Raw genomic sequence first — 22,244 nt, 5'->3', positions numbered from 1 at the left:
ATCGCCCCTTTTGCATTGCTTAAATCGTTATTTACCGTAGTATGCAGAAAATACATAGCGCTATAACTATTCTGTATTAACCCTCTGAATTATCTTAATTTAATCCGTTATAGCCTTATTCTTAATCAGGGTGACGCCGTGTTAGCGATCAAATCTCCGCGTGCATATGCACATGAATCCGGTTTGCGTGCGCGCGCCGGTGAATTTATCAAACCTTACGCTTCCCATATTCGCGTCTTTACTTCCCCCCGCGCCTGGCAGGCCGTTAATCCGGAATTAACCCAGAGCCTTGAAGCCAATGATATTCGCTGGGAAATAGAGTATCTGACCGGTGAATGCACCGATGCCGCGATTGAAACCCTGAAGCACAATGTCGAGCGGCAGGGCGCTGAACTGCTGTTTGCGATCGGCGGCGGGCGCGTGCTTGATGCGGCAAAAGCGGTGGGTAGCCAGCTGCCCGATCTCAAGGTGATCAACTTCGCCACGGTTGCCGCGACTTGCGCTGCCTGGTCGCCGGTGGCGATTTTTTACAACGAGCAGGGCGGCCATGTGCGCAGCCAGCCGCTGGGCAAAATGCCGGATTTGGTACTGGTCGATAGCGAGATTATCGCGCGCAGCGACGTGCGTTACCTGAAGGCCGGCATCGTTGATGCGCTGGCAAAATATTATGAGTTCTATCCGTATCAGCGTAACAATCCCAACGATCTGGCGCTGGATCTCAAAGTGATGACCGCCAAACGCGCGCTGGATCTTTATCGCGAGCTGGGCCCGGCGGCGGTAGCCGCTAACCAGCAACAGCAGGTCACGCCGGAGCTGGTGAAAATCATCGATGCCAATATCGTGTTGGCCGGATTAGCCAACAGCGTGCGCGATGTGCTGCCGACGCCAGGTTTTGCTCACGCCATTCACAATCGTCTGACGCATCAGCCGGAACTGCATCAATGGCTGCACGGTGAAAAAGTGGGTTACAGCCTGCTGGTGCAATCGCTGATTGAGCATGACGGCGTGCCGGATGCCGATCTGCTGACGCTGCTGCGTGCGTACGACATGCCGCAGACCTTAGCGCCGTTAACCGGTGACCGCGCGGCGACGATTCGCACCATCGCAGAACAGATTAAATTTCCGGCGGCCAGCGCCGAACGTCTGCCATTCCGCATCTCTGCCGATGCGCTGGAACAGGCGCTGCTGGCGACCGAGAACACGTTTTAATTCGCACCACTTTTTATTGACCAGGACAAATTAATGGCTAACTCACAACAACCACGCCGCATCCGTTTAGGCCTTTTCGTGCAGCCGGTAGGACAACACGTCAGCGGCTGGCGTCTGACGGAAAAGCTCGGCGATCCAACTGACATCGATTGGCTGATCACCATCGCCAAAAAAGCCGAAGCCGGTAAATTCGATCTGTTCTTCGTAGGCGATGCGCTGGCCACCAGCATGTATCGTCTGCCCTCGACCATGGCGCGCCTTGAGCCGCTGACCATGCTGTCGGCGCTGGCGGTGAATACCAAACGCATCGGTCTGGCGGCGACGGCGTCCACCACCTTTAGCGATCCGTTCACCATGGCGCGCAGCTTCTCCTCGCTGGATCATATCAGCCGTGGTCGCGCGGCATGGAACGTGGTGACCTCATTCTCAACCGATGTAGCGCGTAACTTTAGCCGCAACGATATGCCAAACCATGCCGAGCGTTATGCGCGTGCGCGCGAATTCCTCGAAGTGGCTGACAAGCTGTGGGCCGGTTGGGAAGAGGGCGCGGTACAGCCGAACAAAGAGACCGGTGCGTACTTTGTTGATGAAAAAATCCAGCCGATTAACCATGAAGGCGAGCACTTCCAGGTGCAGGGGCCGCTGAATATCACCCGTTCGCCGCAGGGTCGTCCGGTGATCATCGAAGCCGGTTCCTCCGCCGATGGTCAGAAACTGGCGGCGGAAACCGCGGAAGTGATCTTCACCGCGGCTGCCAGCCTCGAAGAAGCACAAACCTTCTACCGTTCGCAGAAAGATCAGGTCATTGCCGCTGGTCGTAATCCGGATCATGTGGTGATTATGCCGGGCGTGATGCCGATTGTGGGCCGCACGCGTGAAGAGGCCAAAGCACTGTGGAAAGAGCTCAACACGCTGGTGGACATCGAAAACGGTCTGCGTCAGCTGTCGCTGCGTTTCAGCATGGATCTCAGCCAGTTCCCGCTGGATGGTCCGGTGCCAGAAGTGCCTCTGGGCGAGGGCAACCAGAGCCGCGTTAAACTGATGACCGATATGGCGAAACGCGAAAATCTGACGCTGCGCGAGCTGGCGGCGGTGGCTGCTGGTTCACGCGGACATCGCGTGATTGTCGGTACCGCCGAAGATATCGCTGACGATTTCGAGCTGTGGATGAACGAGGGCGGCGCGGATGGTTTCAATATTATGCCGGCGATCATGTCCGAGCAGCTGGATCTGTTTGTTGAGCTGGTGATCCCTGAACTGCGCCGTCGCGGCCTGTTCCGTGACGATTACGAGTTCGCCACGCTGCGTGAAAACCTCGGTTTGCCGGTGGTCTAACCCATTCAGGAGCTCAACATGGTCACCTTATCAAAGCGTGTGCAGTCCGTGTCGCTCTCTGCCAATGCGGCGGCGCGTCAACTGACGCGCCAGCTGAAAGAGCATGGCGTGGATATTCTCGATCTCACCACCGGTGAGCCAGATTTTGATACGCCCGCGCATATTCGTCAGGCGGCGGTGGCGGCAATGGAAGCCGGTGAGACGCGCTACACGCCGACCAATGGCACCACGCCGCTGCGCAAAGCGGTGCTGGCTAAGCTGAAAAATGAAAATCAGCTCGATTATGAGCTGGCGCAAATTTGCATCGCCAACGGTGCCAAACAGATTATCTTCAACGCCTTTGCCGCCACGCTGAATGAAGGCGATGAGGTGATTGTGCCGGTGCCGTATTGGCCGACGTTCCCGGATAGCGTGCGTTTTAACGGCGGTGAGGCGGTGCTGCTGGCGTGTCCGCTGGAGCAGGAATACAAGTTGCAGCCGCAGCAGCTGGCGCAGACGATCACTGCTAAAACCCGCTGGCTGGTGCTGAACAATCCCGGCAATCCTTCTGGCATGGTGTACAGCGCAGATGAGCTGACCGCGCTGGCGACGGTGCTGCGCGATCATCCTGATGTGCTGATCATGCTGGATGAACTCTACGAGCATATTCTGTTTGATGGTCGTGAACATATTAGCCTGCTGCACGTTGCGCCGGATTTAGCCGACCGTATTCTGCTGGTGGGCGGCGTGTCGAAAACCTATGCCATGACCGGCTGGCGCATCGGTTTCGGTGCCGGGCCTAAAGCGTTGATCGACGCGATGGTGGTGGTGCAGTCGCAAAACAGCTCCGGTGCCAGCGCGATCAGCCAGGCTGCGGCGGTGGCGGCGTATAACGGTGGACTCGACTTCCTGCCGCCGCAACGCACGGCTTATCAGGATCGCCGCGATGCGATTATGGCGCTGTTAAAGCCGGTGCAGGAAATTGACGTGCTTAATCCTGATGGCGCGTTCTTTATTTTCTGTCGCTGCGCCGGTTTATTAGGCAAAACGCGTCCCGATGGTCAGAAGATCGAAAGCGAGCAGGATGTGATGAATTATCTGCTGGAAAGCGGTGTCTCTGGCGTGGCGGGCAGCGCGTACGGATTATCACCTTATTTCCGTTTGTCGATTGCCACCGACATTGAAACGGTGCGTGAAGCGGGCCGCAGAATTGCGCAGGCCTGCGCGGTTCTGAAATAAGCTTATTAGTATAAGACGTCAGATATTTCCGGGGGATTATCTGACTTAAAGGCAAGTATGATGCGCAATCCGGTATCGCTTGCCAGGATTATGTTTACGACGTTTTAAAAGCGTATATCAAACAGATTAACGCGCAGAAGTAATAACGAAAAAACGCAGCACTTACGCTGCGTTTTTACTGTTCATGCGCTGTACAGCAAGTCACCGATTAAATCAGGAAATCATCCATTGAACCGCCAGCTTCCAGTGCGGCTTTAATCGGTGACGGCGTACGGCCCTGGCCGGTCCACAATTTCTCGTTACCCTGTTCGTCGATGAACTTATACTTCGCGGGGCGCGGAGCACGTTTCGACTTAGGCTTGCTTTCCTGGGTAGTTAATTGCGCCAGGTCACTAATATCAATGCCATCTTTCAACAACATCTCTTTATACAGCGCCAGCTTTTCTTCTTTTTCGCGCTGAGCTGCAGTTTCTGCTTCCGCTTCTTCACGGCGCTCTGCGACGACCACGGCGAATTTTTCCAGCATCTCTTCTAATGCTGCGACGTCAATATTACGCGCCTCGGCACGCAGCGTACGAAGATTGTTCAATGCTTTAAGTGCATCGCTCATGTATTAATCCTTATTACTTATTTGACTGGTGTAAAGGGAAGCATTCTACGAGATTTTTTGCCAAATTAAAATAATCAAACGTGGGCAGAATTGTCTGTAAAATATCCGGGTGATCAGAGATTCCTTTATATTCCGTGACGCTTTATCGAGCTATTTGGCTTATTCACGTGACGCGGGAGAGTAAGGAGAATAATAGTGGGTGATTTAATATGCGTGTGTATGCAGTGCGTGTGAAGGTCGCCATAAATGGTTACCGTACACATAAGAATCTGTTCAATTTCACATAGTTGCCGAAAGCCCCGCCATGAACCTTCCTGAAAATAACGTAAGTCAACTATTACTCGTTGAAGAATAAGGCTTTTCACCAAGTGTAAAAGTGTCAGTAAACTGGTAACAATTTCTTGCATTGGAAATCTTAATGCGTATATTTCTCATTTGCTTTCTTAACGGCTTCCTTACTGTCGTTCCTCTTTCCGACGTCAGCAGCGGTGCCGAAAAAAATAACGATAAGTTGATTGAGGAATCGTATGTCTTTCAGTGATTTGCGCGTCAGGAAACCCGGCAGTGCGCCTCAGCGTGCGTTACGTCTCTCTTTACTGGCTGTGATGGTTGCGTCGTGTATCGCGCAGGCAGCAGAGACCACCAACACCGAACAGACGCTGAACGTGGATGCCAGCGCCAACGCCGAGCAGCAACAGCAGGCGGCACAGGATTACAGTGTACCGGTGACGCGTGCCGGTACCAAAATGGCGCTCACCGCGCGCGATATTCCGCAATCGGTTTCGATCGTCAGCAAGCAGCGTATGCAAGACCAACAACTGCAATCGCTGAACGATGTGCTGAAGAACACCACCGGTATCCACGGTGTCTCTTCCGATATGGATCGCACCAACTACTATTCGCGCGGTTTCCTGATCGACAACTATATGGTCGACGGTATTCCCACCGCCTTCGCCTCACGCTGGAACCTTGGCGACGCGCAGAGCGACATGGCGCTGTATGAGCGCGTCGAAGTGGTGCGCGGTGCCACCGGCTTGCTGACTGGCCCAGGCAATCCTTCCGCCTCCATCAACATGGTGCGCAAGCACGCCGATAGCAAAGAGTTCACCGGTGATGTTTCCGCCAGCTACGGCAGCTGGAACAAGCAGCGTTACGTTGCCGATCTCTCTGCACCGCTGTCGCCTGAAGGGAACGTGCGTGGTCGACTAGTAGCGGGCTATGAAGACAAAAACAGCTTTATCGAACGCTACGGCGCAGACAAAAAGTTCGTTTATGGCGTGGTTGACGCTGATCTGACCGACTCCACCAAATTGTCGGTTGGTTACGAATTCACCCAGGTAAACACCGACTCGCCAATGTGGAGCGGTTCCCCGCGCTGGTATACCGACGGTTCGCAGATCAAAGCGCGTCGTGGTTACAACACCGCGCCAGACTGGGCTTACAACAACAAAGAAAACAAAAAGGTCTTTGTTAACCTGCAGCAAAACTTCGATAACGGCTGGAACATCACGCTTAACGGCACGCACAACGAAATGTTCCTCGACAGCAAACAGCTGTATATCGATGGCTTCTTCGATAAAACCACCGGCGCGGGCTCTTCCTCTTACGCCGGCTATCCGGTTATCGGCGGCACCGGCTATAACACCGGCAAACGTAAAGTGGATGCGGTGGATGCCTTCGCCAGCGGCCCATACGAATTGTTGGGACGTCAGCATGAGCTGATGATCGGCGTTAACTACAGTCGTCAGGACAACAAGTACTACAGCTCGTGGGAGAACATCTCATCAGCAGAGCTGGGTAACTTCAATAACTACAACGGCGATTTCCCGGAATCTAACTGGGATCCGCGCGAACCGGCTTCAGATACACAGCTGGTACGTCAGAAATCTGCTTATCTGGCAACCCGCATCTCGCTGGCCGATCCGCTGCATGTGATTCTCGGCGCGCGCTACACTAACTGGAATCGTCAGACGCTGAGCGAAGAGATGGAGAAGAACAACATCACGCCGTACGGTGGTGTGATTTGGGACTTCTACGACAACTGGTCGGCATATGCCAGCTACACCTCGGTATTCCAGCCGCAGGATTATCAGGATGCCTCGGGCGGATTCCTGGCGCCGGTGATTGGCAAAAACTACGAAGCGGGTGTGAAATCAGACTGGTTTAACAGCCGCCTGACTACCTCGATCTCCATATTCCGCACCGAGCTGGATAATGTTGGCGAAGCGACCGGACAAACCAACCCGGAAACGGGCAATGCCATTTATGTGGGTAAAAGTGGCGTAGTGAGCCGTGGCGTGGAGTTTGAAGTCAACGGTGCGGTAACCGATAACTGGCAGATGACCTTCGGCGGTACCAGCTATGTGGCGGAAGATCGCGAAGGCGAGAATTACAATTCTCAGCTGCCACGCACCTCATTCAACCTCTTCACCAGCTATCGCTTGCCGATGCTGGATCAGTTGACCCTGGGTGGTGGCGTGACATGGCAGTCGAAAACCTACGGCGACATTGGCGGTCCAGATGGCGAAGGCACCTGGCGCGCACGTCAGGGCAGCTACTCGGTGGTGGATTTGTTCGCACGCTACGACGTCACCAAAAACGTCTCGCTGCAGGCAAACATCAACAACCTGTTCGACAAAGAGTACGACACCAACGTCAGCAACGGCGGCATCGTGTACGGCGATCCGCGTAATTTCTCTGTCTCGGCGACGTATCGTTTTTAATCAAAATTTAGGGTGCGTGTCATGCGCACCCAATAATAACCCCGTCAAATCACCTTTAGCTGGCTTTTTATAGCTGCCCGCATTTCTTCTGATTGCCCTCCAGACCAATAAATTCCAGCGTCATGATGTACTCCTCTCAGCAGAAAGGGCGGATTTGCCCACGGAAGTGAAAATGGCGTCGTCCTGCGGCGTATGTATGCGGCCGCAAAGCACGTTACGCAGGTGACGTTGTAACGGATGGTGGCGCGTCAGCGCGTGGTTGCCAATGCCTTCCACCATCAGCTGCACGCTGCGAATGGCGTTTTCGGTCACCACCTGTTTGATTTGCGCGGCATGTCCGCTGGCGACGTGGCCTTGGGCAGCGCTGCTCAGCAGGGTTTGACTGGTAAACAGCAGCGTATCGATGCGGCCAACCAGCTCCTGAAAGCGCGGCAATGATGCCAGCGGTGCGCCAAGATTGGCCGGCACGCGCTGCTGCAAAAAGCCGATAAACCAGTCGCGCGCGCTGTGCGCAATGGCGTCGTACAGCGAACCGAGCAGCACCGCCATCCAAACTGATTCTTCTTCGTTGAGGCCCGCTCGCGGCGTGCTCCACGGCGCGACGTTGACTGCGTGATCGAGCGGGATCAGCACCTCGTCCAGCACCACGCGATGGCTACAGGTGCCGCGCATGCCGAGGTGATCCCACTCATCAATGATGTGGATGCCGGGCGCGTTGGCTGGCACCAGATAGCCGCCGACCAGCGGATCGGCATCGTCGCTGCTGGCCCACACCAGAAACCAGCTCAGCCCATAGCTGCCGGTGGAGTAAATCTTCTCGCCGCTGATGCGCCAGCCTTCAGCGGTGCGGCGTGCGCGGGTGGCGGGCAATCCGCCGCGCGCGGGCGTGCCTAATTCGGGTTCGACACGTAATGCGTTAATCAGCGCACCGTCGCGAATCACGCTCTCCGCCACCTTGCGGCGCACCGCGTCTGGCCAGTTTGAACTGTCGTCGAGGCGACGCGTGTTGAGATACTGCATGATGAGAATCAGCGCTGCAGAAGGTTCGCCGCGCGCCACGGCCTGGATAATCGCCTGGCTTGCCAGCAGATCGCCGCCGCTGCCGCCCGACGCCGTCGGTAATACAAAGTGCAGCAAGCCATGCTGCCGCAACACGCTAAAAGCGGTTTTGGGAAATTCGCCGCTGCGATCAACTTCTTCAGCGTCTTTTTCTAAGGCCTGAATAATCACCGGCAATATTTCAGCCAGAAAGGGCGGGTTATTTGCCATGCGTTATTTATCCCCTTATTAAATCAGGCTTAATTGTTTCCTGTTCTGCCACCGCTGTAAAAGCAATAAACCGGCTATATACATGCGGAATCGGCATAATTCTGCCGCCGGTGGAAGTGTTAATTTGCAATGGCTGTTTCTGCGCGAGCCATTAATTAGGGTCAACACCTTCACCTGCATTTATTTTTGGGAGTCATTTAATGCCAAATAATTATTTAGTTTCCCGTCGGCATTTTCTGGGATATTCCGCCGCCGCGGCGATGGCGGCAACGTTACCGGGCCGCGTGTTTGCCGACGATCATATGGCGGGCATGCAGATGCCCGGCGATTTACTGCAAGATGGCCCCGGAAAATGGGCGCTGGCAAAGCCGACGCATGTGCGTCTGGCGGTGAATCTCAACGCCATCTGCCTCGCGCCGGTGGTGGTGGCCGATCAGCATAACTTCTTTAAAGCGCACAACCTGGAAGTGGAGTTCGTTAACTTCGGCAACTCCACCGAACTGCTGCTGGAATCCATCGCCACCGGCAAAGCCGAAGCTGCCATCGGCATGGCGCTGCGCTGGCTGAAAGCGCTGGAGCAGGGCTTTGACGTCAAACTCACCGCCGGCACGCACGGCGGCTGTATGCGCCTGCTGGCGCGCGATGGCGGGCCGACCACGCTGGAGCAACTGAAAGGCAAAACCATTGGCGTCACCGACGTGGCGGGCGCGGATAAAAACTTCTTCTCGCTGATGCTGAAAAAGCACGGCGTCGATCCCAATACCGATGTCGACTGGCGCGTGTTCCCGCAGGATTTGCTGCCGATGGTGCTGGAGAAGGGCGAGATTCAGGCCGCCAGCGGTTCCGATCCGGTGATGTGGCGCTTAACCCAGAAGCCGGGCTACCGCGAAATTGGCACCAACTTAATGGACGAGTACGCCAGACTGAGTTGCTGTGTGGTGGGCACGCGCGGCAGTTTGATTCGCGAACAGCCGGAAGTGGCGGCGGCGATCACCCACGCGATTCTGCAGGCGCATGCTTATGCGGCCAAACACCCGGAAGCAATTGGCAGCGAGTTTAACGGCCAGGCACTCAACACCACGCCGCAGGAGATCGCCAGCGTGCTGAAAACCCATACGCACGGACACTATTCGGTGGGGAACGCGTTTGTGAATGAGATCGACGTGTATGCGCGTGATTTAAAGGCGATCAACGTGTTACGACCGGAAACCGATCCGCTATTGTTTGCTAAGGGGATTACCAGCAACGTGCTGGTTTAAATTGAAATCGCGCCGCTACGAATACATGCAGGATTCTGTAGCGGCTCGATTTATCGCGCATTATTTTCAGGCGATTTTCCTGGAGGTTTGCACGGCGCTCGCCAGCTTCACGATTCGGCTGGTACCTGATGCGCGAACAGCTGGGTGGTTAAATAGCTGCTGCCGCCATCGGCCAGCAACACCACAATGCGCTTGCCACGGTTCTCCGGTCGCGCTGCAACCTGTTGTGCCGCCCACAACACTGCCCCGGAGGAATCCCCCACCAGCACACCTTCGCTCAGCGCCAGCTGCCGCGCCGCTGTGTACGCCTGCCAGGTTTCCACCGCGATCACTTCATCGTAAACGCGGTGATCGAGATTGGCAGGAATACGCTCAGGCGTCTGGTTGCTGAACGCATGCACGCCGGTAATGTCCAGTGGATCCGGACGCAGTTCGCTCGGCTGTGAACCCACGCCCGGCTCGACGGCGATCACCTGTAATCCCGGATGCTGCTGTTTGAGATAGCGTCCGGTGCCGGAGAGCGTGCCGCCGGTGCCGACGGCGGCGATAAAGATATCCAGCTCGCCGCCGCTGTCGCGCCAGATCTCCGGCCCGGTGGTGCGCTCATGCACCGCCGGATTGGCCGGATTATCCAGCTGCAGCAGGAAGTGCACTTCCGGTTCCGCTGCGGTGACCTGCTCGGCCAGCCATTTGGTGGCGGCGACGAAATCGCCGTTGCTGGCATCGTAAAATGCTTTAAAGCCTTCAATGGTGCTGAACGGCACCACTTCGGCACCGTACGCCTGAATAATCTGGCTGCGTTCGATGCTAACGAAATCATTGATATAGACGCGGAACTTGTAGCCTTTCGCCGCCGCAATCGCCGCTAACCCAATGCCGGTGTTGCCGCTGGTGGTTTCAACCAGCGTATCGCCGGGCTGAATAATGCCGTTGCGTTCGGCGGCTTCAATCATGCTGAGGGCGATGCGATCTTTCACGCTGTGATTGGGATTAAACAGTTCGAGTTTGGCGACCAAATCGGCCTGAATATCGTGTTGCTGTGCGTAGCGAGACAGGCGCAGCAGCGGCGTGTTGCCAATCAGTTCAGTGATAGAAGCAGAAATTTTTGCAGCCATAATCGACCTCATAAATAGATGAGATGAGCCTGAACAATTGCGCGATAAGTCGCGCCGCTACGGATGGGTGCACATACCGTGGCGGCGCAATTTATTACGCAATGTATGTCGTTACCATTTCACCGCGCTGCGCTGCCATGACAACAGGCGATCGCGCACCAGGAACAGCAGAGAGATCAACGAAGAAAACAGCAGCGCCATCACAATCAGCGCGGCGTACATATTGGCGTAAGCCGCCCAGCCTTGCGCCCACTGCAGATACCAGCCGAGCCCGGACTTCACCCCCATCATCTCCGCCGCTACCAGCACCGAGAACGAGGCGCCCAAACCCATAAACAGGCCAACAAACAAGTGCGGCAGCGCTGCCGGCACCGCCACGCGCAACACGAGGAACAGCGAATTGGCACCGAGCGTGCGCGCCACATCGTAATAACGCGTATCAACGCTGGAAACGCCCGACCAGGTTAGCACCGTCACCGGGAACCAGGTCGCCAGCGCAATCAGAAATACCGCCGCCGAGAAGCTTGACGGGAAGAAGTAGAGCGACAGCGGCAGCAGCGCGGTAGAAGGCACCGGGCCAAGGAAGCGCAGAATCGGATGCACCCAATAACCCAAGCCGCGCGACCAGCCAATCGCTACGCCGGTAATAAAGCCGACCACGCTGCCGTAGATAAAGCCGAAGGCCAGCAGACGCAGCGAATTGAGCACGCTATCCAGCAGGCGCGGCCAATCGGTGGCATAGGCTTCGACCAGCGCACGCGGCGGGGCGAAAAACGGCGCGGGCAGCAGCGCCAGTTTGCCGGTGACGGTTTCCCACAAGCCGATCAGCAGCGCCAGCACAATCAGCCACGGACCGCTGCGTTTGAGCGGCGCGAGTAGTGTCAGCCGTGGGAACAGGCCCGAGGCAATCGCCAGCCCGGTGAGAAGCAGCGCGATGGCGGCAAACAGCTCGTGCGTTTCATTGACAAAGCGCGGGGCGGCAAATCCCTGCGGCTTATCTGGAACCGCCACCATCAGCGCGACCAGCGCCCACCACAGCAGGAGCGCACCCCAAACCGCCGGTTGAAGGCGGCGCGGCACATCACGGTTGCGGGCAATCGTCAGGGTTTCACTGGCCATTCTCGTCTCCTTAGCTCGACATGTTGCTCATGTGCGCCATGTTGTTGGCGTGCTGATGGGCGGATTCCGCCGGCAGCAGCTCTGGCACATAGTGTTCGGCGAAGCGCTGCGCATCGGTATCCGGGCGGATCACGTTGATTTTTTTTAGCTCATCGATATAAACCGCCACCTCTTTGCGCAGCTGCACGCCGGTGGAGTGATGACTATGAGTGTGCTCTTTCAGCATCGCGGCGATATCCTCCACCGCGATGGAGCCGGGCACAAACGGCTGGAAGATTTTCGCCGTCTCGTCCGGATGTTCGGCGGTCCACTGCTGCGCATCGACAATCGCCTGAGTGATAGCACGCGCGGTGGCGGGATCGTCACGTACCAGCGAGCCGCGCAGGCCCAGCACGCAGCAGGTGAGGTTGGCGTATTCGCCTTTCAGGTTGTTATCGACTTCCACCAGGTTGTGCTGCTTCTTCAGCAGCCAGCCCTGTGGATCGTCGGTAGCCAGCGCCTGCACTTCGCCTTTGCGCAGCGCTTCGCCAAACAGGTCGGGCGGATATTGCAGCCAGTTGACCTGCTTATCGGGATCGATGCCCTGTTTCGCCAGCTGAATGGCGAAGAAGTTGCGAATCGGGCTGGCTTGATCGCTGACCGCCACCGATTTGCCCACCAAATCTTTCACATCGCGGATGCCGCTATTTTGCGGCGCGAGTAAACGCATGCAGCCGCCGTGCGTGCCGACGGTGAGATCCACATCAAAACCCTGCTCTAGCGGCTTCAGCCAGCGCAGCGCCATGCCGATGCCGCCATCGGCCTGGCCGGTGGCAATTGCCTGTAACAGCGCATCGGTGGGGCCGCTGAAGTTCACCGGCTCAACATTCAAGCCGTACTTTTTAAAGAAGCCTTGTTTAAGCGCCACAGATATCGGTGACTGACACACTGCGGTTTGCCCCCAGGCCAGCTTGATGGTTTTGAGGGATTTTTCGTCGGCAAACACGTTGCTGCTCAGCAACGGATTTACCGCCACGCCGGCACTAAAGAGACCCAGCCCGCGTAATAACGCGCGGCGGCTCAGAGAGAATTGTTGCAATGCCATCCTGTCTTCCTTGTAGATAAAGTTCACAGGCACTATGGCAAAGGCAATTAGCGCGACAAAATAACAATCCCGCATGACATCATGCAGTTTTTCATTATGAATATTTGCGGATAGGTTTGCCGAAATGGCTATTTCGATGTGGGAAAGGCGAGGCTTATGCTTTATTTCTTAGCAAATAAAGCAGGAGCGAAAATATGGCTACCACTTCGGCGGGCGTTAATATTGCGATTGAGAAGGTGAATCATCACTTCACCTTAGAAGGCGAAGATTTACCGGTGCTGGAGAATATTAATTTGCAGGTAGAAGCCGGTGAATTTGTCGCGCTGCTGGGGCCGTCCGGCTGCGGCAAATCGACGCTGCTGCGTTTGCTGGCCGGCCTCGAACCGCCCGCCAGCGGGTTACTGGCGGAGGAGGGCAAAGCGATAACCGCGCCCGATCCGTCACGCGTGGTGGTGTTTCAGGATCCCACGCTTTATCCGTGGCGCACCGTCTATGACAACGTCGGTCTCGGTTTGCAGATTCGTGGGGAGAGCCGGCCGGTGCGCGAACAGCGCATTAACGCGATGCTGGATCGCGTCGGCCTCAGGCAGTTTGCTCGCGCGTGGCCACATCAGCTTTCGGGCGGTATGGCGCAGCGTGCAGCGCTGGCTCGCGCGCTGGTTAACGTGCCGCGTTTGCTGATCCTCGATGAACCGCTCGGCAAGCTCGATTCCCTGACGCGGTTGCGGATGCAGCAAGAGATTGTCGACCTGTGGCAGGAGCAGCAGTTCACCACGTTGATGGTGACGCACGATGTTGAAGAAGCGTTGGTGATGGCGAATCGCGTGGTGGTTTTCAGCCCAAGACCGGCGAAAGTGGTGGATGTGATCGAGGTGGATCTGCCGTGGCCGCGTCGTCGCGACGATCCGCAGCTGGTGGCGCTGCGCAGCAGGATATTGGATTTGTTGGGGGCGGATCGGGTAGCTGCGTGATGTGGGTCGCCATTCATGGCGACCTTCTGGCATTTAACCCTGCACGATCCGGCAACCGGCCAAAATATCATCCGCAGGTTGATACTCGCTGGTCTGAATCCCCGTCAATCCCAACATGGTGGAGAACAGATTATCCTGCGAATAACCCTGATGCGCCGCTTGTTTATCGACACAGCGTTTATTCACGCCATAACGCTGCTGGTAATCTGGTGACAGCCAAATCAGCATCGGCACATGTTTCTGCACATCTGGTGCAATCGCATACGGCATACCGTGCAAATAAGCGCCATTTTCGCCCAACGACTCACCGTGATCCGATAAATATACCAGGCTGGTGGTGTATTGATCCTGATGCGCCTTCAATACCTTGATCGCCTTATCGACAATGTAATCGATATACAGAATGGTGTTGTCGTAGGTATTCACCAGCTGCTGTTGCGAACAATCCTGAATTTGATTGGTATCGCAGGTCGGCGTGAATTTTTTAAACTGCGGCGGATAACGGTTGTAATAGGTTGGGCCGTGACTGCCAATGGTATGCAATACGATCACGCCGTTGCCTTTGAGGTTTTTAATATAGTCCTCGATACCGTGAAATAATACCTCGTCATAACACTCCCCATCGTGACACATATTAGGCAGATTCAGGCTGGTCATATCCTGATGCGGGACGCGATCGCAGGCACCTTTACAGCCGCCGTCATTATCATTCCATAAAACCTGCACGCCGGCGCGCTGGATAATATCGAGCATACCTTCCTGATGTTCAGCGAGCTGATCGTCATAATGCGCGCGCGGCATATTCGAGAACATGCATGGCAAAGAGACCGCAGTAGCGGTACCGCAGGATTGCGTATTGGGGAAATAAGAGACGTCATCTTTCGCCAGCAACGGCGTGGTTTCGCGGCCATAACCATTAAGCTGGAAATTCACCGCGCGCGTGGTTTCACCCACCACCAAAATCGTCAGATTGCGCTTTGCACCCGCCAGCATCTGCGGCTTTTGTTTGGCATCTAAGCCAATTTTCACCAGCGGCAAATTGGCGGTGCGGCTGTGATGATACCAGGAAAGTGTCGCCACAATGGAGTTCGACGGGCTAAGCGATTTGATCAGCTCTTTTTGGTTACGAAACAGCGAGGCGTAATCCTTATAGAAAAATGTCGCCACCAGGGCGATGCAGATGACCGACACCACAATTGACGCGGCGCGTTTGGCGATGTTTTTCCACAGAGGTTCGTTATGTTTAATCCGAATCCAGAATGCCAAAAGGGCAGCGAGCAGGCCGCTACAACCCAGCGTAATAATTAACTTAGGCGACAATAAAGCAAAGGACTCGGACGGTGTGGTATCCAGAATATTCACGATCATCGAGCGATCAATAACAATGCCGAATGTCCAGATGAAATATTGCGCAGCCGCCGCCACTAATACGAACAGCGCAAGAATAAGCCGGTCAAGCCAAACAAAAGAGGCGAGCGTGGCGATAATATTGATCACGCTAAATGCCACCAGCGGCATTGAGACGAAGACGAATATCGTGCGCAGCGTATCGAGTGGCATTGCTGCAATCACCTGACGATAAAAGGCAATATTCAGGAACACCGCAATATAAATTGAAAATAGCGAAATAAACGTCAGCCGACTTAGCGTCGGTCTTTTGCGCAGCGAAAACGTCATTGGTCCATCCATAATAGAGAAGATGGCGCCAGATTAAGAAATAAATGTTAAGTGAACCTTAGGCTGGATTCTGTCAGGCAGATTTATCTTTAGACAGCATCATTGCGGCTGACCGTGGTGAACGATAATTCGCGCAACCAGCGATGCCCGGCATCGCGGTGCGTTCTTTCATGCCACGCCACGGTTTTGGTGAAGCCCTGAATCTCCAGCGGCGGCGCGAGCGTCCCATCGCATTCAAAGCCGCATCGGTGACGCCGTGAAAATTCCCGCCGAGATAAGACACCAGCGCGTGATCCTGTGCGCAGAAGTCCTTAACGTGAGATTTCCAGGGTGGGGCAGTGATGATCGTCTGGACGTGCTGCATGCATGGTTGATCGAAGATCTTTCCGATAATCGCGTGCGCATCCTGACGCAGGAAAGGTAAAACGGCAAACCGGCGGTTGAACTGGCAAAAGCGCAGGCGAACCCGATGATTAACGGCCATCAGGATTGGCGTTTGGTCAAACTTGCCACGCGTGCCCATATTCATCAAACACGTATTGCGCGATAAATCGCGCGGTGATTGGATAGTATTACTAACGTAATTTCATCATTTCCTCCTGCATCAATCCGTTTTAATCCCCTATCTCCTTGAATAGAAGAAATTCGCCACTGAGGCCTAAAGTCATCGGCATTGCTGCCGATACAAACCTGTGAATTTTTTTTATCAATCAGCCTCAACCATTAATCATTGTTTCCTCCGCACGACAGAGGATTTTTCAATCAAGGATTTGATGTGAATTTACCCTTTTCTAAAAAAGCTGCATCCGTGCTGATCGCCGCTTCTCTGACTTCCAGTTGTGCCTCAATGAATGACTTTGCTCGTGATTACGGTACCGCTGCCGGTTGTATCGGCGGTGCCGCACTGGGTGGCGGCATTACCTACCTTGTCACTCATGACGCAAAGAAAGCCCTGGTAGGTGGACTAGCGGGCGGCGTAGCGGGATGCGTGGTCGGGAACGTTTGGCAGAATCGTGAACAGGCGCTGGCTAAAGTCGCCCAGGAAGAAAAAATTCGCATCAGCACTCAGGCGCTTAAGGCGCAGGAGAACAGCAAGCAGGAGCCGGTTGGGATTGTTGCACAAGTTGAGGACGGTACCATGTTCGCCATCGACAGTGCAGAACTGACCAACAGCGGCATGCGTCAGGTGCAAAAAATTGCCACAGCGATGAAAGGCGGCCAGCAATCCTCCAGCGATGTTTTGCTGGTGGTGGGACATACGGACGCCACGGGCAACGCCGAACACAATCAGCAACTTTCTGAAGCGCGTGCCCGCAACGTTGGGCTAGTACTGGAGCAAAGTGGCATTAAAGCCAGCCAACTCTATTTCCAGGGCGTGGGTTCCTCACGTCCACTGGCGGATAACGATTCCCTTTCGGGTCGGGCACAAAACCGCCGGGTTGAAATCGTGGCGTTGGCGAATGAAACACTGTTACGCCAACGCCTGGCGCTGGAAAGCAATAACCCACTGTATTTGCGCCACAGCTCTGCTGCTGAAAATACGTTGGCGCGTACTTCAACCACCAGGGCGGCACCACGTATAGCCAGCAAGAAGGCTGCGACAAAAAGCGCTGAAGTAAAAGCGCCGGAAGTGGTGACCCAACCCACTCAAGCCATTGCTGAGAGCAATCCCGTTAACTTTGTCGATTTTGGTGGCAAGCCCACCAGCGCACAGGTTACGGGTCTCGCCAGCAACTTGAAGCCGCTGTCGCAAGGTTTCAGCCTGATTAGTCAGGCCCAGGCCAGCAGTGTCAGCGGTAGCTGTCTCACCGATCTTCCCCGCGTCAGTGGGCTGGCTAAGAATTTAGCCAGCGGTAAGGCGATCGATCAGCATGATACGCGGAAATATCTACCCAATATGAACGGCCGCGCGTGGGCTGGATTGGTGAATGGCAACCTGGTGACATTGACGCCAGTGTTTGTTCTCAAGGAGGGTGCCGTGGTGACGCAAAACCCTCAAGTGCTCATCACGCCAAACTATGCGCAGGGCAACCGCAAGGCGCTACAAGGCATGGCAAGTGTCGCTAACAGTTGGGAAGGGGAAGACAGCATTCTTTACCGCGTCTATATCGCCGATGCCCAGCAACAACCGATCTCGTGCGTCGACCTCTTGCTGCCGAAATCGGGCAAGCCTGCGCAACAAGGACAGCTCTTTTATAGCAATCATCGTCAGCCGTGGCTGGCCAATTACGCACCTCAGCGTGGATAAACGGATAACTCTCTTATGGAAATTTTAGAAACCTTAACGCAGGCGATCGCCACCTATCGCTACATCTTCTGGCCGCTTTTCGGGCTATTGGCGCTAACACTTGGCGTGATCAAATGGTGGGATCAAGTTCGTTACTTCTTCCTCAACCTGTTTTGTTCCCTACCGCTGTTTGGCCACATCACCCGTTTGTCGCGTAGCCATGAATCTCGCCGTGCGGGCACCGGCGGACGCATCTGGCATCCGGCTGAAGAAGCGTTGTGTGGCAAGTTCTATCAGTTTCATAGCATCTCCAACCGCGATGCCGATTTTTATCTGCGCTGCGTTAACTATCTGAACAAAGTCGATGAGCGGGGCCGCAAACCGACCAGCGTGGTGTTGTGGTTATGCAGTATAGCCCTCGTCATTCTGGAAGCCTTTATCTTTGCGCTGGTACTTTCGCCATTCATTGCCAACAACATCTCTGCGAACCAGGCGGAGCTGTCGGCGATTGTGGTTTCGGTGCTGATTGGTGTGATTTTGGTGCCCGCAACGCATTTAATGGGCACGCAGTTACACAAAAATACGCTGCTGAGTAAAATCCGCTACTGGCATAAAGAAGCGCGTCTGGAAGGCCATGCGCAGGCGTTGGTTAAAGACAACCGCGTCTCACTGGAAAACAGCCGCATTGACGATGATGCGCCCAGCTATTTGCAAATGCTTAACCGAGTGAACCACGGTATTGGCGCAAAACCGCAATATGTACAAACGGTTGTGACGCTGCTGTTGATCGTCACCTTTGCGGTAGGTGCCTATTTCATTCGCGCGGCAACCATTAATGCCGCCGAAACCCAGGCCGTCAATGGCACCCCGTTCAGCCAAACCAGCGCGGCGAGCAACGCTTCTCCTTTTGAGTTGCCACAGCAAGCGGTGGAAGATAATCAGCAGGCTGATAAGCAAGCGGCGCAAGAGGTCAGTGACAACCGCGTGTTCGCCTCCAAATTGACCTTCATTATTTTGTCGGTGATTTTCATTGGCGTGCAGATTATCGGTATTTTGATTGGTTATTACCGTTCTCTGGTCGGCATCGAATCGCGCCTGGCGGCGAAATATATTGGTAATTTCAGTAGCTCTGAAGAGTTTGCCGCGTGGTACGCCATGCGCCGTGAGCGCGTAGAGCGTGATGCGCAGGATAAACTGGCAAGCTTGCAGAATCGTATGGCGATGCAACGCGCCAGTAGCGCCAGCATTGCACAAACTGATGTTCGGACCTTCGACGATTACGTGCGCGGTAAGCAGCGCGATAAAGCACTGGCTGACGATCAGCATCAGCAATTTAACGCCACACGCGCAACCGTTGATCCAGAGCGCCCGGTACATCAGCCAGAACCGGCTTTGGTATTTGAACCTACAACGCCAACACCTGCACCGGTGGCACTGGAAACGGCACCTGCTGCTATCGCCGATGAAAAGGCGCGCATTGCGGAGTTGGGCGATTTGACAGCCTTAGATGATGAAGAATTGCGTTTGGTGGCTGAGGATTTGGATCTGTCAATGGAAGCACTGCTCAGTCGTCGTAAAGTGCAGCGCGTGCTTAATAAGGCCAGAGGATAATCAGGTGAAGATCAGCAAATGGTGTTTGCTGCTGTTAGCTGGGATGAGTGCCCTGGCGCAGGCTGCGGATCGCAACGATATCCCGAGCTGTTATGACTATGCCAAACTCAGTCAATATCGCCCTGCCAACAGCGGCCGTGAGCTGGTGGTGATTATAGACCAAACGGTTAAAGTGCCGCTGCAGATCAAAAATGCCAGTTGGCAGCAGATTATGCGTTTTAGCCAGCCCGGCGATCATGTGGTGCTGTATCAGTTCTCGGCGTTGTTGCAGAACAATTTCATGCAGCGCTTATTTGACGGGCATCTGGAACCGTTACTCACGGACAAGAAAATCCGCGACAATCAAGGCATGGAGAGTTTGAAGAACCTCGACAAATGCCTGAGTGAGCAGAAGCAATATTTCGCGAGCGCGTTGGGTGGGTTGATGGCAAAAAGTTTCGCTGAGAAGGGCGATAACATCGCTAAAAGTGAGATCCTCGATAGCCTGAAACGCATTAGTCACGATCTTGAGCAGGATGAAAACGCCTCACGTACCCTGTTTCTGATCTCCGATATGCTGGAAAACAGCGCTTTCGATAGCTTCTATCGCAATAACGCGCTGCGTTTGCTTTCGCCTGAGAAAGCGTTGCAGCAGGTTAAACAGCAGAATTTGTTAGCGGATTTTGCCGGCGCTAAGGTATTTGTCGCAGGTGCAGGATTGATTGATACCGATGCGAAAAACAACTATCGCTCAGGGAAAATCATTCAGCAACTGGAGATATTCTGGCGCGACTATTTTACTGCGTCGAATGCAGAGTTAGTTAGTTTTGGTGCACCGGCGTTGAATGTAGATTTGCAATAAGTTGCTCATAAACGATGTATTCACTGCCTCAACGTCAGGTTAGGGCAGTGAATATGAGTCGCGACTTCCTCACCATAATGGTTTTAGGGTGGATTACCCATGTTCATCTGCTCACCGTTGATCTGGGTAAAGCGCTTTAACATCTCCCGCATCTGGCAAGGTCCGCTATGAGCAAGGAGCGGACTTAAACTCATTCGGCTTCCGGCTATTACGCTAGTATATTTAGCGGAAGCCTTTTAGGCATACGACTACAACGTCTCAGTTAACTCTTTAATGGATAACATTTTGTCCAGTTGTAATTGACCTTCGCTAATATTAATTCTCCGGCAACATTGCCGAAATTAAGACCCTGACGTTCAATAAAAAATTGACGCACGGTTACGGGTAAAAAAGCAGCGCTGTAGCGCAGAAGTGTGCTGTGCCAGAATGGTGCTGGTAAAGGGCTGCCGGTATGTCGCATTAGCAACTCTTTTTTCCAGTGTGAATCCAGAACCTTTTCGCAGAACGACTGGCGCAGATCTATCGCAGCAGGTTCAGGGATCCCAGCAAGCAATAACTGACTGGGCAACGCAACTAACCGGAGATCTTTGAGAACAATTTTTTTCGCATGAAATTCTGTCCAAATATTTGTCAATTGCTCCATTTTCTCTGGCAATGGTTCGTTGACATTATATAGTGGTAGTGTCAGCGGTAAGAAAGTGAAATGGAAACCCTGTGTTGGCAGCGTATCGGCAAGCGGATCATCCTGTGTGAGCCTTTTCAATTCCTCAATAAGATGTAAGACAGAACCGGACACAGGGGGCTTAATGCCTGCTGCAAGAGCGAGTTTAAGCGGATCGTAGTAGTTTTCTTCTCTGGCCTTGCCAATACCTGCATTTTTGAGCCACATTGCGATGGTGTTCTCATTTGCAGAAAGATACATCTTTTGCAGGTGTTCTGAGTTCATGACAGACCTTCTGACAGAAGTGTGCGACCATATGATTGATTATATTTCTTTCAGGCATCTCAGACTATGCGTTTAATTGTCCAGTTTAATCTGGACTGAAGATATGAGATGCATGGCTGATAAGAAATATCTTTACGGGGCGGAAGTTGAATACGTCTTAATCTGCTCAACGTCCGCATGTGGCACGTAGCTGACCCTCGGACTGAACTGAAGGTCCGCTGCGAGCGAAAGCAGGCGTAGTTTTCAATTACTGATTCTGTTATTTAGTATCCTAACGCACGATTGCCTTGCTCATATTGATACCCGTTACTCCAAAACCGCTGCTCTCGTATACATGGAAAGCACGAGCATTATCTCCAGCTACGCGTAGTCTAATCTCTTTAAAGCCCTTATCCTGAAGATCCTCTTCAAAAGCGCGAAGAGCCTGTTTACCCAACCCCCCTCCCTGAAGTGAATTAAAAATATGAAAATCATTGATAAATACTGTGCGCATTGCCGCGTCTGGTTTGTACCAGAGATAGCCTACGTGCCTCTCAAATAAATCTAATTTCGCGAAAATGGACAGTAAAATTTGCCCGTGCGTATTCACTCCTTCCGCAAGCAACTTCGATATTTCCTGCCTGGCCATCGTGAGAGAATCACTTTTAGACATTCTATAATTTGACGCTATCTCAATTGCATAATCAGGAATAAAATATTCCAGATAAGCAGAGTACTCTTCTTCTGTCATTGAGCGAAACGAAACCATCTTTTAATCCTTATTGAGGGAGTCATACAGACAGAAAGGACCATACTAATAGCGCCAATACCAGTGTAACGTCAAATTATTCGTTTATGGAATAACAACACTTCCGATCGATTACATGAAAGTGATACTCAATGTCCGCTAATGGCACGAAGCGGACAAGCTAACTGAGTTGAGGTCGCTATGAGCGAAGAGCGGACTTTTAGTCAAAAAGATTCCCCGTTTTTGCTTAGCTGAACATTGCCTATATGCGAAACGCTTGCACTGGCAATTCAGAGAGTGCCA

At 53.9% G+C, this 22,244-nt stretch carries 18 protein-coding genes and 1 pseudogene; 10 read left to right on the top strand and 9 right to left on the bottom strand.

Features of this window, described 5'->3' with window-relative positions; translation table 11 throughout:
- Positions 1-138: 138 nt before the first annotated feature.
- From FCN45_RS20115 to FCN45_RS20105, 3 genes are read left to right on the top strand one after another with little or no spacing between them, the layout of a single operon-like run.
- Entirely contained in the window at positions 139-1,209 is a 1,071-nt protein-coding gene (locus FCN45_RS20115) for an iron-containing alcohol dehydrogenase family protein (RefSeq protein ID WP_137387002.1), read from the top strand.
- A gap of 33 nt (positions 1,210-1,242) precedes the next feature.
- Positions 1,243-2,544 carry an LLM class flavin-dependent oxidoreductase gene (locus FCN45_RS20110; RefSeq protein WP_137387001.1) on the top strand — a complete coding sequence of 434 codons (1,302 nt, stop codon included), beginning with the start codon at positions 1,243-1,245 and terminating at the stop codon, positions 2,542-2,544.
- An 18-nt stretch (positions 2,545-2,562) separates the two neighbouring features.
- Entirely contained in the window at positions 2,563-3,762 is a 1,200-nt protein-coding gene (locus FCN45_RS20105; RefSeq protein WP_137387000.1) for an aminotransferase class I/II-fold pyridoxal phosphate-dependent enzyme, read from the top strand.
- Positions 3,763-3,970: 208 nt separating this feature from the next.
- On the opposite strand, the gene FCN45_RS20095 is transcribed toward FCN45_RS20105, so the two are convergent.
- Positions 3,971-4,372 (bottom strand): H-NS family nucleoid-associated regulatory protein, encoded by a 402-nt coding sequence (locus FCN45_RS20095; protein WP_101761355.1) that lies wholly within the window; start codon positions 4,370-4,372, stop codon positions 3,971-3,973.
- 527 nt (positions 4,373-4,899) lie between these two features.
- Here FCN45_RS20095 and fhuE point away from each other — a divergent pair.
- Positions 4,900-7,095 (top strand): ferric-rhodotorulic acid/ferric-coprogen receptor FhuE, encoded by a 2,196-nt coding sequence (gene fhuE, locus FCN45_RS20090; protein ID WP_137386999.1) that lies wholly within the window; start codon positions 4,900-4,902, stop codon positions 7,093-7,095.
- A gap of 120 nt (positions 7,096-7,215) precedes the next feature.
- Here fhuE and FCN45_RS20085 read toward each other — a convergent pair whose 3' ends face one another.
- The gene (locus tag FCN45_RS20085; protein WP_137386998.1) at positions 7,216-8,364 is read right to left on the bottom strand and encodes an acyl-CoA dehydrogenase family protein; all 1,149 of its coding nucleotides are present in this window, start codon (positions 8,362-8,364) and stop codon (positions 7,216-7,218) included.
- A 200-nt stretch (positions 8,365-8,564) separates the two neighbouring features.
- Here FCN45_RS20085 and FCN45_RS20080 point away from each other — a divergent pair, with 200 nt between their 5' ends.
- On the top strand, positions 8,565-9,623 hold the full coding sequence (locus FCN45_RS20080) for an ABC transporter substrate-binding protein (protein ID WP_137386997.1): 1,059 nt from the start codon (positions 8,565-8,567) through the stop codon (positions 9,621-9,623).
- Positions 9,624-9,730: 107 nt separating this feature from the next.
- Here the strand turns inward: FCN45_RS20080 and FCN45_RS20075 are convergent, their stop codons facing one another.
- From FCN45_RS20075 to FCN45_RS20065, 3 genes are all read right to left on the bottom strand, one after another.
- Complete coding sequence (locus FCN45_RS20075) at positions 9,731-10,738, bottom strand: PLP-dependent cysteine synthase family protein (RefSeq protein WP_137386996.1); 1,008 nt, start codon at positions 10,736-10,738, stop codon at positions 9,731-9,733.
- A 111-nt stretch (positions 10,739-10,849) separates the two neighbouring features.
- Positions 10,850-11,857 carry an ABC transporter permease gene (locus FCN45_RS20070; RefSeq protein WP_137386995.1) on the bottom strand — a complete coding sequence of 336 codons (1,008 nt, stop codon included), beginning with the start codon at positions 11,855-11,857 and terminating at the stop codon, positions 10,850-10,852.
- A gap of 10 nt (positions 11,858-11,867) precedes the next feature.
- Complete coding sequence (locus FCN45_RS20065; protein ID WP_137386994.1) at positions 11,868-12,941, bottom strand: ABC transporter substrate-binding protein; 1,074 nt, start codon at positions 12,939-12,941, stop codon at positions 11,868-11,870.
- 194 nt (positions 12,942-13,135) lie between these two features.
- Here FCN45_RS20065 and FCN45_RS20060 point away from each other — a divergent pair, with 194 nt between their 5' ends.
- Positions 13,136-13,912, top strand: coding sequence for an ABC transporter ATP-binding protein (locus tag FCN45_RS20060; protein ID WP_137386993.1), 777 nt, complete (start codon positions 13,136-13,138; stop codon positions 13,910-13,912).
- A 33-nt stretch (positions 13,913-13,945) separates the two neighbouring features.
- Here the strand turns inward: FCN45_RS20060 and eptA are convergent, their stop codons facing one another.
- Together eptA and FCN45_RS20050 are read right to left on the bottom strand one after the other, a co-directional pair.
- Positions 13,946-15,589, bottom strand: a complete 1,644-nt coding sequence (gene eptA, locus FCN45_RS20055; RefSeq protein WP_137386992.1) for a phosphoethanolamine transferase EptA — start codon at positions 15,587-15,589, stop codon at positions 13,946-13,948.
- 73 nt (positions 15,590-15,662) lie between these two features.
- Positions 15,663-15,872 (bottom strand): hypothetical protein, encoded by a 210-nt coding sequence (locus FCN45_RS20050; protein WP_371419611.1) that lies wholly within the window; start codon positions 15,870-15,872, stop codon positions 15,663-15,665.
- A 45-nt stretch (positions 15,873-15,917) separates the two neighbouring features.
- Here FCN45_RS20050 and FCN45_RS23775 point away from each other — a divergent pair.
- From FCN45_RS23775 to FCN45_RS20030, 4 genes and pseudogenes are all read left to right on the top strand, one after another.
- A pseudogene (locus FCN45_RS23775) lies at positions 15,918-16,139 on the top strand (SRPBCC domain-containing protein); the annotation flags it as partial.
- A 225-nt stretch (positions 16,140-16,364) separates the two neighbouring features.
- Entirely contained in the window at positions 16,365-17,837 is a 1,473-nt protein-coding gene (locus FCN45_RS20040; protein ID WP_137386991.1) for an OmpA family protein, read from the top strand.
- Between the two features lie 15 nt (positions 17,838-17,852).
- Positions 17,853-19,427 carry a hypothetical protein gene (locus tag FCN45_RS20035; protein ID WP_137386990.1) on the top strand — a complete coding sequence of 525 codons (1,575 nt, stop codon included), beginning with the start codon at positions 17,853-17,855 and terminating at the stop codon, positions 19,425-19,427.
- Between the two features lie 4 nt (positions 19,428-19,431).
- Entirely contained in the window at positions 19,432-20,268 is an 837-nt protein-coding gene (locus tag FCN45_RS20030) for a hypothetical protein (protein WP_137386989.1), read from the top strand.
- 262 nt (positions 20,269-20,530) lie between these two features.
- On the opposite strand, the gene FCN45_RS20025 is transcribed toward FCN45_RS20030, so the two are convergent.
- Positions 20,531-21,214, bottom strand: a complete 684-nt coding sequence (locus FCN45_RS20025; RefSeq protein ID WP_137386988.1) for a hypothetical protein — start codon at positions 21,212-21,214, stop codon at positions 20,531-20,533.
- Between the two features lie 271 nt (positions 21,215-21,485).
- The gene (locus FCN45_RS20020; protein ID WP_137386987.1) at positions 21,486-21,962 is read right to left on the bottom strand and encodes an N-acetyltransferase; all 477 of its coding nucleotides are present in this window, start codon (positions 21,960-21,962) and stop codon (positions 21,486-21,488) included.
- Between the last annotated feature and the right edge of the window lie 282 nt (positions 21,963-22,244).

The sequence above is a fragment of the Pantoea sp. SO10 genome, from assembly GCF_005281435.1.
In the GTDB taxonomy this organism is placed as follows: Bacteria; Pseudomonadota; Gammaproteobacteria; order Enterobacterales; family Enterobacteriaceae; genus Pantoea; species Pantoea leporis.
This window is presented reverse-complemented; position numbering and strand designations above follow the sequence as displayed.